Genomic DNA, 14,772 nt, shown 5'->3' with positions numbered 1-14,772 from the left:
CTATCAAGTCTGAGCCAGTATCCGCTGCTGAATGTTGTGCTCGGCAAAAACTGGGGGCTTATTAATGAATAAGCAGCGGGAAAATCTGCCTGAAAGACCAGCTATGAAAAGTCAAAGTAAATCTTTAGGAGGTGATTAAAATGGCGATTATTACAAGCAAGGTGTTAAAGCTAACTTTTCTTACCACCGGCGGCAAATCCTTCGTTATTTCCGTCCCACAGCCGAGGGAGAACCTGACGCTGTCTGAGGCCCAGACTGTGATGGAAACGGTTATAGCCAAGAATATTATTAACAGTCCCAGCGGCGAACTGGCTGCGATACGAGATATCAGGGTGATCGATATGACCACCAACGATCTCTACGATCCGCCAACCTGATGTACAGGCAAGAATACACTGCATCCAGGTACTAAGAGATTGTGCAGATATCTGTTCTATGGCTTCCCAATACATGTCAAGAAACAAGAAACAGTGAATTTAGTCAGCAATTCTGTAACCTGTGTGCCACAATTTGCGATGCTTGTGCTGCTGAGTGTGCCAAATTCCAGGATACACACTGTCAGAATTGTGCTGATATATGCCGTCATGTGCAGATGAATGCCGCAAGATGTCAACTACAAAAATGTAGGCGATTTATCATGAAATCAATTAAATTAGGGCTTCAAAAAGCCACCGCGCAGCGGTTTAGTACAACAAACTGGCAAACGCCAGTTTAAGGCTGCTAATTTGACAGTATAAAATTATAGCGGGTATCAAAGACAGTTAAAATAAACTCATGTTAGAAAATGTTCCGAAACACATCAAAATAAAAACAAGGGTTTCAACCTAATGGCTGAAACCCTTGTTATATCTTGTTTATTTGGTGCGGTCAAGAGGACTTGAACCTCCATGCCCTTGCGAGCACTAGAACCTGAATCTAGCGCGTCTGCCAGTTCCGCCATGACCGCGTAACATAGGTTATTATATGAGAAGATAGATAGTTTGTCAATCGTTAATTAATTCCTTTTCATGGATGATGCTCGGTAGGCCGTGAAACCTCACTAAGCTTTTTGTGTTCTCTGAGGGATTTTTCTATGATACAATAATTAATTATACGAGATAGCGAAGAGACTCCTACCTTCAAAACTGCTGCTAGGGGTCTTTTGTATGGGTCAGGGAGAAAGAGGGAAACTAATGACTACGAAAAAGGCTTTTCTGGAGTAAGGGACGTTGTAATTTATAGTAACGAAAAGCGAATTCCTCACTTAATATTTATGTTGGAGGTGCCCTGTGCAAAAACGATTAATTATTGGGGTTACAGGAGCAAGTGGTTCGATCTATGCGACCACACTCATGAATGTTCTGGCGTCGATGGATTGGCAGGTTGAATTGATCATGACCTTAACGGGGGAAAAGGTACTGGCCTATGAAACCGGAATTGAACGGTCTGCCTTCCCGGAGAATGTTCGTATCCATGAGAATGATAATCTATTTTCAGCGCTGGCCAGCGGCTCTTATCGTACGGCTGGGATGGTCGTGATTCCCTGTTCAATGAACACTTTGGGCTTAATGGCCACGGGGACGGGGGACCATCTTTTGGCACGAGCGGCTCAAGTGACGTTGAAGGAGCGCTGCCCTCTTGTCGTGGTTCCGCGCGAAATGCCTTATAATATTATTCACTTAGAGAATATGCTACGGCTGGCGCGGGCTGGTGCAACGATAATGCCGGCTTCGCCAGGGTTTTACCACCAACCGAAAGAGATACAAGATTTAGTGAATCATGTCGTTGGGAAAACCTTAGATCAGTTCGGGATAGAAAATACACTCTTTAGGCGCTGGAACGGAGTATAAAACAGTAAGGAGGACTAGAGCGATGAGGATTGAAGTTTTTTTGGGGGCCTACTTGATTTGGAATATTTACGTTTTTATTGCAATGGGCAGAGATAAACGCCTGGCTAAGTTAGGACAGTGGAGGATACAAGAGTTAAATCTTCTCCTCATGGGATTTGTACTGGGAGGAATCGGACTTTTTGCTGGGATGAAGTTCTTTCGTCATAAGACCCAGCACAAGAAATTCGTTATAGGTGCTCCTATTATGATCTTTGTGAATTTTTTAATGTTAGGGTACGTTTATCTGCAAACATTAGCAAAATGAAACTAGGTTAAAGGATAAAGTGAATTCTTAACGAATTAAAAAATAGGCCAATCAAAAGGAATATTGTCATATTATAAGATTTTAATGAGAATAATAGTTATGGGGGTAACTTGATGGTTGAACTTATGGCCGTTAGAGATTATGCTCAACAAATTGCTGAAGCGATTGCCACTGTTGTGAAAATCGATATTGAGATAGCGGATCATAATTTGGTGCGTATTGCTGGAACCGGAAGGTATCACAAAGGGGTAGGTCTATCCATGGATCGGCAGGGATACGTGTATCAGGAAGTACTGCGGACAGGACATCAGTTTGTGATCGAAACGCCGGGAACCCATCCGCTTTGCGCCCCATGTAAAGCTCGAGGAAATTGCTCCGAAAAATATGAAGTGGTATCCCCGATCAATGTGGATGGTAAAGCTGTGGGTGTGATCGGACTGATCTGCTTTAGTGATGCCCAAGCGAAACTCATCCAAGAAAATCAGCAATCCTATCTCATCTTTTTAACGAAAATGGCTGAAACTATTGCTTTAAAGTTAAAGGAACAGGAGTTTTTAGCTGGTCTGGTATCGTCCAATCATTATCTCAACTCCATTATTGACTGCTTGGAAGAGGGACTGCTGACGGTGGATCTTGATGGAAATGTCCTTCACTATAACCAAGCAGCTAAACGCTTGTTTAGTGCTAATCTGCTTACCCCACGGAGTCAATTAAAATCCTTATTCACACCACAAATTGTTGCGGACATTCTAAAAGCCGGGAAAAACATGGACGAAGTCGTGGAACGTGAAGTTCATGTCGAAACCAAGAAGAACCGAGTGCAGATGGTTTTGCGTGCTCTACCCATTGCTAGTGAAGACAGGGTGCAGAGTATCGCTATCACCTTGCGACCGCTTGATGAAATCGGTCGAATCGTTAACCGACTCTCACTTCAAGATGCAGGCTATACCATCGAGGATATTTTGGGAAATAGTCAGAGTATAAGCCAAATCCGAGAGCGGGCAAAGGTCGTAGCTAACACGAAATCAACGGTCTTGATTCGGGGGGAGAGTGGAACAGGTAAAGAAATGTTAGCTCGCTCCATTCATAATCTCAGTCCCAGACAACAAGGGATGTTTATGGCGATTAATTGTACGGCGATTCCGGAAATGTTGCTGGAAAGTGAGCTCTTCGGATACGAAGATGGGGCCTTTACAGGTGCTCGCAAAGGGGGCAAGATCGGCAAGTTTGAATTGGCAAACAAAGGAACCCTATTCCTCGATGAAATTGGAGATATGCCCTTATTTTTACAGGCCAAAATTCTTAGGGTGCTCCAAGAACGTCAAATTGAACGAATTGGGGGCATAACTCCTATCCCTGTAGATGTCCGAGTCATCGCTGCAACCCATCGTAACCTTGAGCAAATGATGGCGAAAGGTGAGTTTCGTGAAGATTTATATTACAGGATTAATGTGATTCCCATTGAGATTATCTCTCTGCGAGATAGAAAAGAAGACTTGGATATTTTGAGTCAGCATTTTATCAAGAGTTACAATCCACAGCTGAATAAAAACGTTCAGTTTTTAACGGATGGATTTCGGCAGAGATTACAAGACTATTCTTGGCCAGGCAATGTCCGAGAACTTCAGAACGTGATTGAATATGCTATGAATTTAGCCGAAGGTTCGACTTTGACTGAGGAACATTTATCTCCGAGATTGAAAACAGCTCCTCAAAATCATACTGAACTCAATGGGTTTAATCTGGAAAATGTTGAACGGGAAACAATTCTCCGCTGTTACCAAGCCGCGGAAGCTGGTGTTCGAGGAAAAGAGAAAGTGGCCAAGGCCTTAGGAATTGGAGTAGCAACCTTATATCGCAAATTAGCACGTTATAACATTGATTAATTGAAATACAAGTTGCTTAGATCTTGACTGGGCTTTTCTTTACTCTTTTCTTATCAAATTGATAAAAGGCAGTTCAATATGATAAGAAAATATCAAAATGATATTTAGTCATAGACTCAAATGATATAAATGAATTATAAGTGAAATCGAGGACAGACGTTATCATTATGATAAGGCCTGTCCTCCGAGTATTACAACAAATCACAGATTCAGCCTCTTTTCGACATCTGAGCTCATTGGCATGAATATTGCATTGTTATAATTTTGGATTGCTGGTATTTCATTCTCTGAAGATGGAATTCTAATCGACAGAGAGGTCTTAATAAGTTTTAAGGACGGGAGGAAATGAAATGGCTTATACGGTGGTAGGGAAAAGCGTCAGAAGAGTCGATGCTGTCGCCAAAGTAACAGGGAAGGCCAAGTATACGGATGATTTTTCTGAACGGGATATGTTGATTGGGAAAATTCTACATAGTCCTTATGCTCATGCCCTTGTTAAATCAATCGATGTCAGTAAAGCCAAAGCTTTACCTGGAGTCGAGGCTGTTTTAACGTACCATGATTTGCCGAATATTCGATTCGCTACGGCTATGCCGGGAGTTATAGAGGCTATCGCAACGGATGAAGTGGATGTTGCGCAGCTTAAATATGGAACCGCGGGGCATCCTTTTTCCCTCGATGAAAGCCATCGGGATAAAGAGGATCGCCATATTTTGACGCAGAAGGCTCGATTTGTGGGAGATAATATTGCAGCTGTGGTTGCCACGGATGCTCTTATCGCCTCCAAGGCTTTGAAGCTGATTGAGGTTGAATATGAAGTGTTGGAAGCGTTAACCAGCACAGATGCTGCCCTTAAAGATGGTGCCCCTTTGATTCATGATGACTGTGAACGAAACATACTGGCTTTAGGTGGTTATGCAATAGGGGATATGGAAGCAGCTTTTGCTGAATCCGATCATGTCATAGAAGGTGAGTACCACACAAGTATAGTTCAGCATTGTCATATGGAAAATCAAGTATCCCATGCCTATGTCGATGCAGATCGACGAATCGTGATCATGACCTCAACTCAGATCCCCCACATTGTGCGCAGGATCGTTGCTCAATCCTTAGGTGTTTCTTGGGGTCGGGTACGAGTGATCAAGCCTTACGTTGGGGGTGGGTTCGGTAATAAGCAGGATGTGACTATTGAACCTTTGAATGCTGCTATGAGTTTGGCTGTGGGTGGGAGACCTGTCAAACTGGAACTTTCGCGAGAGGAAGCCATGATTGACACCCGAACCCGTCATGCTTTCAAGTTTAAAATCAAGACTGGAATCAATCAGGATGGAAAAATTAACGGAATACATATTTCTGCCGTTTCCAACACTGGCGCCTACGCGTCACATGGTCATTCTATTGCTTCAAGCGGGGGCGGTAAATTCCGCTATCTATATCCAACCAAGGCCTTGAAATATGATCCTATAACGGTTTATACCAATTTGCCGGTTGCTGGAGCGATGCGGGGGTATGGTACTCCCCAGATATTCTTTGCCTTTGAATCTCATATCGAAGATATTGCCAAGAAACTCAACCTGGACCCCATCGAGATTCGGAAGAAAAACCTAGTTGAAGTTGGGTTTGTAGAACCGTTGAGTAAAAATAAGATCATGAGCTGTGCTATCCGGGAATGCATCGATAAGGGTCGAGAGTTAATCAAGTGGGACGTCAAGAAAGCCTTGTACAAGGAGCAGAGCGGAGATCTGCGTCGAGGGTTAGGCATGGCCTGCTTTAGCTATGCTTCGGGAACCTATCCGGTAGCCTTAGAACTTGCTGGAGTGCGTATTGTCATGAACCAAGATGGTTCAGTGCAAGTTCAACTCGGTGCAACAGAAATCGGCCAAGGGAGTGACACAGTCTTCGCTCAAATGGTGGCTGAGGTCCTCGGTCTTCCCATGTATATGGTCCATGTCGTCTCCACCCAAGATACAGATATTACCCCCTTTGATACGGGGTCTTATGCTTCGAGGCAAACCTATGTAACAGGGATGGCTGTGGAAAAGGCTGCCCTGGAAGTTAAGGCAAAAGTGCTTGGTTTTGCCCAGAGGATGACAGATATCCCTGCCCATCTCTTAGATCTTCAAGATCAATTCATTGTCTTTAAAGAGTCTGGCGAACAAATCCTAGCCCTGGAAGTGGTTGCGATGCAGTCCTATTATGACAGAGTTCATGCCCAACCTATTACCAGTGATGTTTCAAATAATGCTCGCCTTAATGCCATACCTTTTGGGGTAACCTTTGTAGAAGTGGAAGTCGACATCAAGACTGGGAAAATTAAGATATCGGAAATCTTCAATGTCCATGATTCTGGTAAGATCATCAATCCACTCTTGGCAGAGGGGCAAGTGCATGGCGGGGTGAGTATGGCCATTGGCTATGCCCTCTCCGAACAGTTGCTCTTTGATGAGGTGACGGGTAAACCTCTTAACAATAATTTGCTGGATTATAAACTTCCGACCATGATGGATACACCTGATATTGGCGCAGCTTTCGTGGAACAAGATGATCCAACAGGGCCCTTTGGCGTCAAATCCTTGGGAGAGCCTCCGATTGTTTCTCCGGCTCCGGCAATTCGCAATGCTGTATTGGATGCGACGGACGTGGCTTTCAATCGGATCCCGATGAATCCGCAACGTGTTTTCGAAAAGTTTAAAGAAGTTGGATTAATCTAGTAAGGCGGTGAAACGATGTACGATATTAAAGGATATTACGATGCCGAGACCGTTAGTGAAGCGACTGCGCTCCTTTCACAAAACCCCAATCTGAGAATTATTGCCGGTGGGACAGACGTGCTCATCAAAATGCACGGAGGGCAACTTGAAGATGCAGAGCTCTTGAGCCTTCGCAAGATTAAATCCTTGGAGAGTATTCAAATATCAGAAAATGGGACGATCGTGATCGGAGCAATGGCTACCTTTTCGATGATTTTCCACAATCCGATTCTTCGGGAGGCAATCCCAATTCTCACCGAAGCGGCGATCTCCATGGGGGGGCCGCAAATCAGAAATATCGCCACTATCGGAGGAAACGTTTGTAATGGAGCAACGTCTGCAGACAGCGCCTCTTCCTTGTTTGCGCTGAATGCCCAGCTGAAATTACAGGATGCAAATGGGGAACGTGTCGTGACCATCCGTGAATTTTATCTTGGGCCTGGTAAAGTTGCTTTGAAGCCAGGGGAAATTCTTACCGAGATTCTGATTGCGCCGGAAGATTATCAAGGCTTTGGCGGGCAATATATTAAGTTTGCCATGCGTGAAGCGATGGATATTGCCACCCTGGGAGTGGCCGTTGTCTGCAAACTGCAGAGCGGATACTTTGCAGACGTAAGAATTGGACTAGGGGTTGCAGGTCCAACTCCCTTAAGGTGCCTTGAAGCAGAAGAGTACGCCAAGGGGAAGAAAGTTTCATCCGCTACGTTGACGGAGATTGGCAAGCTGGCGGTTAAATCAGCCAAGGCACGAACCTCTTGGCGGGCTTCTAAAGAGTATAGGGAACATCTTGTCGAAGAACTCACGCAAAGAGCCCTGAAAATAGCTGTTGTCAACGCAGGAGGTGCGGAAGTTGTTTAAGCGAATTGCCTTTACGGTGAATGGAAGAGCCTATAATTTTGAGGTGGATGTACGCGAATCGTTGCTGGATGTTTTGAGAAGTCAATTGGGTTTTACGGGTGCTAAACAAGGCTGTGGGGTTGGCGAATGTGGCGCCTGCAGCGTACTGATTGATGGTACGCCTTATGATACCTGCATATACTTAGCCGTTTGGGCGGACGGTAAGGAGATTAGGACGATAGAGGGTTTGGCGGCAAAAAATGGGGAACTTTCTGATGTTCAGAAAACCTACGTCGAAGAAGGGGCTGTGCAGTGTGGCTTCTGTACCCCTGGCCTCGTTCTGACCACTACGGCTATGGTGGAGAGTGGCAAAGATTACACTCGTGAGGAGATTAAACGAGAACTCTCAGGTCATTTATGTCGGTGTACAGGTTACCAGAGTATCTTAAAAGCTGCTGAAAAGTCCTTAGAAGGGCATATTTGCACGTGTGTTGACAGCCCTCATTATAAAGGAAAATAAACGAAATTTACTTAAGCTTAGCTAGGGCTCGGCGAAACTTATTACCATTATGAAAATGTGGCAATGATTGGCGCTGAGCAGCAGATCAAATCAATAAAGAATTGAGGAATGATAACGAATGATGAGTGATAAAATGATTCAAATTCCCTTCAAGAACTTGGTTAACTGGATGTTCGAAGAATATAAGCGCACTCAGACTATTTTCGGCGTATCTGAGGTTAAATTTTTCCAAAAGAAGAATGACCACCAGATTGGACTTTTTGGTGAAACCATGGATACTCCAGTTGGTCCGGCGGCTGGTCCGCATACTCAACTCGCACAAAACATTATCGCTTCTTACCTGAGCGGGAGTCGTTTCTTCGAGTTGAAATCTGTTCAAATCATGGATGAGTTAGAGATTCCTAAGCCCTGTATCCTGGCGGAGGACGAATGCTATAACACGGAGTGGTCTACGGAGCTTCCGATTATGGGTGCCTTTGACGAGTATGTAAAAGCCTGGTTTGCTCTCCACGTCTTACAAAAGGAGTTCTTTAACCAAAGTGATCGACGATTTATGTTCAATATGAGCGTAGGGTATGACTTGAAAGGGATTCAATCTCCTAAAGTTGATCAATTCATCGAAGGGCTTAAAGACGCTTCAGAAAGGTTGATTTTTAAGGAGTGTCTTGCTTCTTTACTGGAAAATGTTGATCAGTTTAAAACGATTGATCGAGCTTTTATTGAACAGATTTCACCTAATATTTGCACGTCGATTACCTTATCGACCATGCATGGCTGCCCACCGGCAGAAATCGAAGCTATCATTAAATACTTAATCAGTGAAAAGAAATTGCATACCTTTGTGAAGATGAATCCGACGCTTTTAGGATATGAGTATGTGAGGAACACCTTCGATAAAATGGGTTACAAATATATTGAGTTGAAGGAAGAATCCTTTACCCATGACCTTCAATTTAAAGATGGCGTTGAGATGTTAAAACGTCTCAAAGTTTTCGCCCTGGAGAAGCAAAAAGATTTTGGCATCAAGATGTCTAATACGTTGCCTGTAAGGATCATGAAATCGGAATTGCCGGGCGAGGAAATGTACGTGTCCGGTCGAGCACTTTATCCCTTAACGATTAATCTGGCGTATAAGTTAGCTGCGGAGTTCGGAGGGGATCTCAAGATCTCCTATTCAGGTGGAGCGGATGCCTTTAATATTGATCGAATCTTTGAGACGGGAATCCAGCCAATCACCGTGGCAACAACTCTGTTAAAACCCGGAGCCTATACGCGCTTTAAGCAAATGGCAGATCTCTTAGATCCACTCATGGGTAAGCAAGACTCCGATAAGCTGGATATGAAAAAACTAAAAGCCCTAGCTGAAAGTTCCTTGGACGATGCTAACCATCTCAAGGAAAAGAGAGACCTGGTCAATCGTAAAACAGAGCTTAAGCTCCCTGTGCTTGATTGTTTCATGGCCCCATGTACTGTTGGATGTCCCATTGAACAAGATGTCCCTGAGTACCTTCGCTTGGTAGGCGAGGAACGCTATGAGGAAGCGTTTGATGTCATAGTCTCCAAAAACCCATTCCCCTTTATTACGGGGACGATTTGTACCCACAACTGTATGACCAAGTGTACCCGTTTATATTATGATGAGTCAGTGCATATCCGGGGACAAAAATTGGTGGCTGCAGAAAAAGGGTTTGATGCCTATATGCAGAAGCTTCCTACCCTGAAACCTGAGTCATCTGCCAAAGTAGCCGTCATTGGAGCAGGTCCATCTGGCCTGGCGGCCGCTTATTTCCTTGCCAAAGGGGGCATGGAGGTTACTGTTTTTGATAAACGTCAGAAAGCCGGCGGTACCGTCGAATACGTTATCCCGGATTTCAGAATCTCAAGAGAAGCGATCACTAAAGACATTAAACTGATCGAAAAAATGGGCGTTAAGTTCCAATTTGGGATTGATCCCAAGGTTTCCGTAGCTGATTACAAAGCGAAAGGGTTCCAGTATGTCTATCTAGCAATCGGTGCAGGAAAGACCAATGATCTGGAGATCCAAGGGGATAGGGAACGGGTGATGGGAGCGATACCCTTCCTGGAAGCCTTTAACGCTGACAAAGAGGCCCTAAAGCTGGGTAAGAACGTGGCAGTTGTCGGGGGCGGTAATTCTGCGATGGATGCTGCTCGGGCTGCCCTGAGAGTGAAAGGCGTGGAGAATGTCTATATTGTCTATCGTAGAACAAAAGACTACATGCCTGCTGACAAAGAAGAGCTTCACTATGCTCAGGAAGATGGGGTTATCTTCAAGGAGCTTCTTGCGCCAGTCTCCTTGACTAAGGGCGTCTTGAAATGTCAGACCATGGAGCTGGGTCAAGCGGATGCCTCTGGGCGAAGGAAACCAGTGGCCAAGGCGGGTGCCTTTGAAGAACTGCCCATCGATACCGTCTTGTCAGCGATTGGGGAACTGATCGATTATGACCTCTTAAAGAGCAACGGTATTGAAGTAGGGGAGAAAGGGATCATTCGCGTCAACCAAGAAACCCTGGAAACTAGTGTGGAAAATGTCTTTATCGGTGGAGATGCCCTGGTTGGACCTTGGACAGTGGTCGGTGCTGCTAAGCACGGAACAATTGTGGCTAAAGCCATTCTAGAAAAGGAACAGCTGGAATTCAAACAAGAGTTTACGTCTAAGATCTCCTTTAATAATGAAAAGCAGTTATTAGAGATTGCTGAAAAGAAAGGCGTAATGAAACCTGTTGCCGATCACAAGCTGGAATCCGACAGATGTTTAGAGTGCAATAAAGTCTGTAATATCTGTGCTGAGGTCTGCCCAAACCGCGCCAACCTTATGATTCCGGTCAAGGGCCAAGGTTTAACGAATATGAATCAGATTCTGCATATGGATGGAATGTGTAATGTCTGCGGAAACTGCGGGACCTTCTGCCCGTATTCCAGTGAGCCGTACAAGGTAAAGCTAACTCTCTTCTGGACTGAGAAAGATTTCATGGATAGTCCTAATATCGGCTTCTATTTCTTAGATGGTGGTCGCAATGGGGAATTCATGCTTCGCCTAGAGGAGAAAATCCACAAGGTGAAGTTTGATGAAGCCGGTAAACCAAGTTTGCCGATGGATGACAAGGTTGCAGCCTTTATTTGGACAGTTTATAAAGAATACGGTTATTTGTATAAACTTTAAAAAAATGCGCATATTTAGAGAGGTCGAAGTATTATAGCGGGCCTCTCTAAATTTCACTTGTTATTAATGTCGAATCATGCAAGAACGGGTCGTATTACCGAATAATAACGAATGAATTAAGTCTCTCTGCCGATCAAATGCAACAATGGATTGCTCAAAAAGGGATGGAACGAACCATGTTAAATCGGATTCGACGTGGCTATTTCTTTTTCGGTAGAAAGAATTTTATCTTTGGCAGGTGAAGCCACACGGAAAGATTGAGCATTCTGACTCATTCTGATAACTATGCATATCAAAATGATAATCAATAAAGTCCTCCCTCAAATCCAGCATCAATGTATATTTAGGGCGGAAATTTGTGAAGATACCCTTTAGAATCCTAAGAGATTACCATTTTGATAATTTCGTTACGGTAAATATTCCCCAAAGGTGTATTTTAGGCTGGATTTGCAGTAAGTGTCGAGTTGGCACGAATCTTGCTACATACTTCTTGAATAAGAAGAAAATTGTGTCTTAATTGTTTCGTCATAATCTTATTGTCCCCCGACCATTACGGGTTACTATAAAAGGTCGGTTGAAATAGACACCTTGATAAAGTTGCGGGACTAAATTCAAGGACGAAATTTGAAGGAGGTGATTTAGGCTTAATGAGATCTTTGGCCCGCATCAAAAATAAAGGAGTGAAAGCAAATAATGGCTAATACCAAACATGGAGTGGCACCGGTCGACGAGATGCTGCCTGCTGGGAAACTTTTTCTATACGGGTTACAACACGTACTGGCGATGTATGCCGGAGCGGTTGCCGTTCCGTTGATTATTGCTGGAGCAGCTGGCTTAACTCAAGCACAAACGGCTTTTTTGATTAACGCTGACTTATTTACTTGTGGTATTGCTACACTACTCCAAACCTTAGGGATTTGGAAAATCGGAATTAAGATTCCTGTCATTCAAGGGGTTACTTTTGCTGCTGTTACGCCTATGGTCATTATGGCCAAAAGTGGCGGTATGACGTTGATCTTTGGCTCTGTCATAGTGGCTGGTCTATTTACGTTTTTAGTTGCTCCATATTTTAGTAAGTTGATTCGTTTCTTCCCCCCAATCGTCACGGGTACAATTATTACAATTATCGGGGTTTCTCTCCTGCCAGTCGGTATTAACTGGGCTGCAGGCGGAGTTGGAAACAAGAATTATGGCTCTTTAACCTTTATTCTGGTGGCAACAATTGTGCTGGTGGCAATTCTCTTGATTAATAAACTTTTCAAAGGCTTTGTTTCCCATATTGCCGTTTTGCTGGGTTTACTGGTCGGCCTAGTTGTTGCCATCCCCTTAGGACTTGTAAACTTCTCGGGAGTGGCTACAGCTCCTTGGATTGGCATTACAACGCCCTTTTTCTTCGGAGTTCCAAAGTTTGAGATCGGTTCGATTATCGCTATGATTCTGGTAATGTTGGTTGTCATGGTTGAGTCAACGGGAGACTTTCTGGCTATTGGTGAAATGGTCGGGAAAAAGATCGGTGAAGAAGAACTTACTGCTGGTTTAAGAGCAGATGGCTTAGCCACTGCCCTTGGTGGTATCTTCAATGCCTTCCCGTACACGGCCTTTGCGCAGAACGTCGGCTTGGTCGGTTTAACTGGAGTCAAGAGTCGTTTCGTCGTCGCAACATCCGGTGTCATCTTAGTTATATTAGGCTTATTTCCTAAGATGGCTACCATTATTGCCTCCCTGCCTACCCCAGTCCTTGGGGGAGCTGGAATAGCAATGTTCGGAATCGTCGCTGCCAGCGGGATTAAGACTCTTGCGAAAGTGGACTTCGAGAAGAACGTTAATAACATTTTCATTGTTGCTATTAGTATCGGAATTGGTGTTATTCCAGTAGTAACTCCGAACTTCTTTCAACATTTCCCATCTTGGAGTCAAACCATTATGCATAGTGGAATTACCTTAGGTTCAATCACGGCGATTGTCCTTAATGCTTTCTTTAATGGAAGCAAAGGCGCAGGAGATTTAGATGAACTAAAGGCTCATGCCGGAATTCGAGAGTAATTAATCGGCGGTGGGAGAGATTTCTTTCCCACCTTCTCCATAGGTTAATCAAGAGCCATAATTCATCTTTCACTCGAAGGTGGGAGATGAATTTGGCCGATTTAATGGAGTGAGGAGGATAAGACCCCCACTCAGTCACCAAGCATCGTAATTTAGTTTTAAAATCAGTATTTTAAAAGGGGTTATAGGAAGTGACAGTCGATTTATCCGTTGATTTTTGCGGAATCAGATTTGAAAACCCCTTTATTTTGGCTCCTTCACCTAGTACAGATCACCTCGGTCTCTTAATACAGGCTTTTGAAGCCGGCTGGGCTGGAGCAGTCTTAAAGACCGTTGCAGTCGATTCTAGAATTGTAAGTCGAGTTTTTCCATTGGTTACTCGCCTTGAGCAAGCAGGCGAATTTATAGGTCTGCAAAACATCGACCTCGTTTCTGAACATTCCGTCGAAGTGATTGAACAAAATGTGCGTACTTTAAAAACACGTTTCCCGAATAAAATCGTCATTCCCAGTATTATGGCCTCCACGAAAGAAGACTGGCAATCGTTGGCTAGGCGGTTTGTAGACGCTGGAGCAGACATAATTGAGTGTAGTATTTGGCACCCTCATGGAACTGAGTGGGGGCTATGTACGAAAGTTCAAGAGCCTGAGGGGACGGAACCGATCGCTCGCTGGGTGAAAGAAGTCGTGGGAAATGTTCCTGTAGTCATTAAATTATCTGCACAAGATTCCGATATTATTGCTACGGCTAAGGCGGTTAGACGTGGTGGTGCAGATGGAGTTAGTGCAATAAATACGATAAAATGTATTACTGGTGTCAACTTAGATACCCTGATTCCTTATCCAAATGTAGCTGGCTTATCGACCTATGGAGGGCTTTCTGGATCGGCCTTGAAACCCATTGCCTTGCGTTGTACGGCGGAAATTGCCCAACAAGTGGATATTGATATTACAGCGAGTGGTGGAATAACTACTTGGCAAGATGGCGCAGAATTCCTCCTTCTTGGGGCTAGCACCTTGCAAATATGCACCGCGGTATTGCGTTTTGGCGTAGGGATCATCGGTGATTTATTGCGTGGTTTAGAAGGTTTTATGGAGGAAAAGGGTTTTCAAAGTTTAACCGACCTGATTGGAAGGTCTTTGCCTTATTTAGTGGAGCATTCCCAACTCCCGAGGGGCATTCAAGTAGTCTCCCGCATTCAGTCCGAGGTCTGTGATGGTTGCGGAGTCTGCTATACAGCTTGTCGAACAGGTGGACATGATGCTATAGTTCTGATCAAGGGTCGTCCACAGGTTGAAATAAGTAAGTGTATAGGGTGTGGACTATGTCGAGCGATGTGTTCTTCAAAGGCAATTTCGTTAGTCAGACCCATTATTCTTTAGGTGGAGACAACGATCTGGGTAGAGTGAGGGTCTTGGGAAA

At 44.3% G+C, this 14,772-nt stretch carries 11 protein-coding genes and 1 tRNA gene; 11 read left to right on the top strand and 1 reads right to left on the bottom strand.

Translation table 11 applies throughout. From position 1 onward, the window contains the following. The first annotated feature begins 140 nt into the window (after positions 1-140). Both JL57_RS12700 and JL57_RS36390 read left to right on the top strand, forming a co-directional pair. Positions 141-377: a DUF2922 domain-containing protein gene (locus tag JL57_RS12700; RefSeq protein ID WP_034142419.1), complete on the top strand. Its 237-nt coding sequence runs from the start codon at positions 141-143 to the stop codon at positions 375-377. A 41-nt stretch (positions 378-418) separates the two neighbouring features. Further along, positions 419-715 (top strand): four-helix bundle copper-binding protein, encoded by a 297-nt coding sequence (locus JL57_RS36390; protein ID WP_366557018.1) that lies wholly within the window; start codon positions 419-421, stop codon positions 713-715. Between the two features lie 144 nt (positions 716-859). Here the strand turns inward: JL57_RS36390 and JL57_RS12695 are convergent. After that, positions 860-946: transfer RNA gene (locus JL57_RS12695), tRNA-Leu, on the bottom strand. A 322-nt stretch (positions 947-1,268) separates the two neighbouring features. On the opposite strand from JL57_RS12695, the gene JL57_RS12690 reads away from it, so the two are divergent. The 9 genes from JL57_RS12690 to preA all read left to right on the top strand — a co-directional run bounded on the left by JL57_RS12690 (position 1,269) and on the right by preA (position 14,732). After that, positions 1,269-1,829, top strand: coding sequence for a UbiX family flavin prenyltransferase (locus tag JL57_RS12690; protein WP_291300026.1), 561 nt, complete (start codon positions 1,269-1,271; stop codon positions 1,827-1,829). Between the two features lie 22 nt (positions 1,830-1,851). After that, positions 1,852-2,133, top strand: coding sequence for a DUF1294 domain-containing protein (locus JL57_RS12685; RefSeq protein WP_034142418.1), 282 nt, complete (start codon positions 1,852-1,854; stop codon positions 2,131-2,133). Positions 2,134-2,246: 113 nt separating this feature from the next. Further along, positions 2,247-4,019: a sigma-54-dependent Fis family transcriptional regulator gene (locus JL57_RS12680; protein WP_034142417.1), complete on the top strand. Its 1,773-nt coding sequence runs from the start codon at positions 2,247-2,249 to the stop codon at positions 4,017-4,019. Between the two features lie 350 nt (positions 4,020-4,369). After that, positions 4,370-6,730 carry a xanthine dehydrogenase molybdenum-binding subunit XdhA gene (xdhA, locus tag JL57_RS12675; RefSeq protein ID WP_034142416.1) on the top strand — a complete coding sequence of 787 codons (2,361 nt, stop codon included), beginning with the start codon at positions 4,370-4,372 and terminating at the stop codon, positions 6,728-6,730. A gap of 15 nt (positions 6,731-6,745) precedes the next feature. After that, on the top strand, positions 6,746-7,627 hold the full coding sequence (gene xdhB, locus JL57_RS12670; protein ID WP_034142415.1) for a xanthine dehydrogenase FAD-binding subunit XdhB: 882 nt from the start codon (positions 6,746-6,748) through the stop codon (positions 7,625-7,627). Continuing rightward, on the top strand, positions 7,620-8,126 hold the full coding sequence (gene xdhC / locus JL57_RS12665; protein WP_034142414.1) for a xanthine dehydrogenase subunit XdhC: 507 nt from the start codon (positions 7,620-7,622) through the stop codon (positions 8,124-8,126). The genes xdhB and xdhC overlap by 8 nt, the downstream gene beginning before the upstream one ends. A 118-nt stretch (positions 8,127-8,244) precedes the next feature. Beyond that, complete coding sequence (ygfK, locus tag JL57_RS12660; protein ID WP_034142413.1) at positions 8,245-11,307, top strand: putative selenate reductase subunit YgfK; 3,063 nt, start codon at positions 8,245-8,247, stop codon at positions 11,305-11,307. Positions 11,308-12,000: 693 nt separating this feature from the next. Next, complete coding sequence (locus tag JL57_RS12655; protein WP_034142412.1) at positions 12,001-13,350, top strand: nucleobase:cation symporter-2 family protein; 1,350 nt, start codon at positions 12,001-12,003, stop codon at positions 13,348-13,350. A gap of 191 nt (positions 13,351-13,541) precedes the next feature. Next, positions 13,542-14,732 (top strand): NAD-dependent dihydropyrimidine dehydrogenase subunit PreA, encoded by a 1,191-nt coding sequence (gene preA, locus JL57_RS12650; protein ID WP_034142411.1) that lies wholly within the window; start codon positions 13,542-13,544, stop codon positions 14,730-14,732. Positions 14,733-14,772: the final 40 nt, after the last annotated feature.

Source organism: Desulfosporosinus sp. BICA1-9 (genome assembly GCF_000802135.1).
The sequence above is the reverse complement of the archived record's forward strand: the minus strand, read 5'-3'. Positions and strand labels throughout refer to the sequence as shown.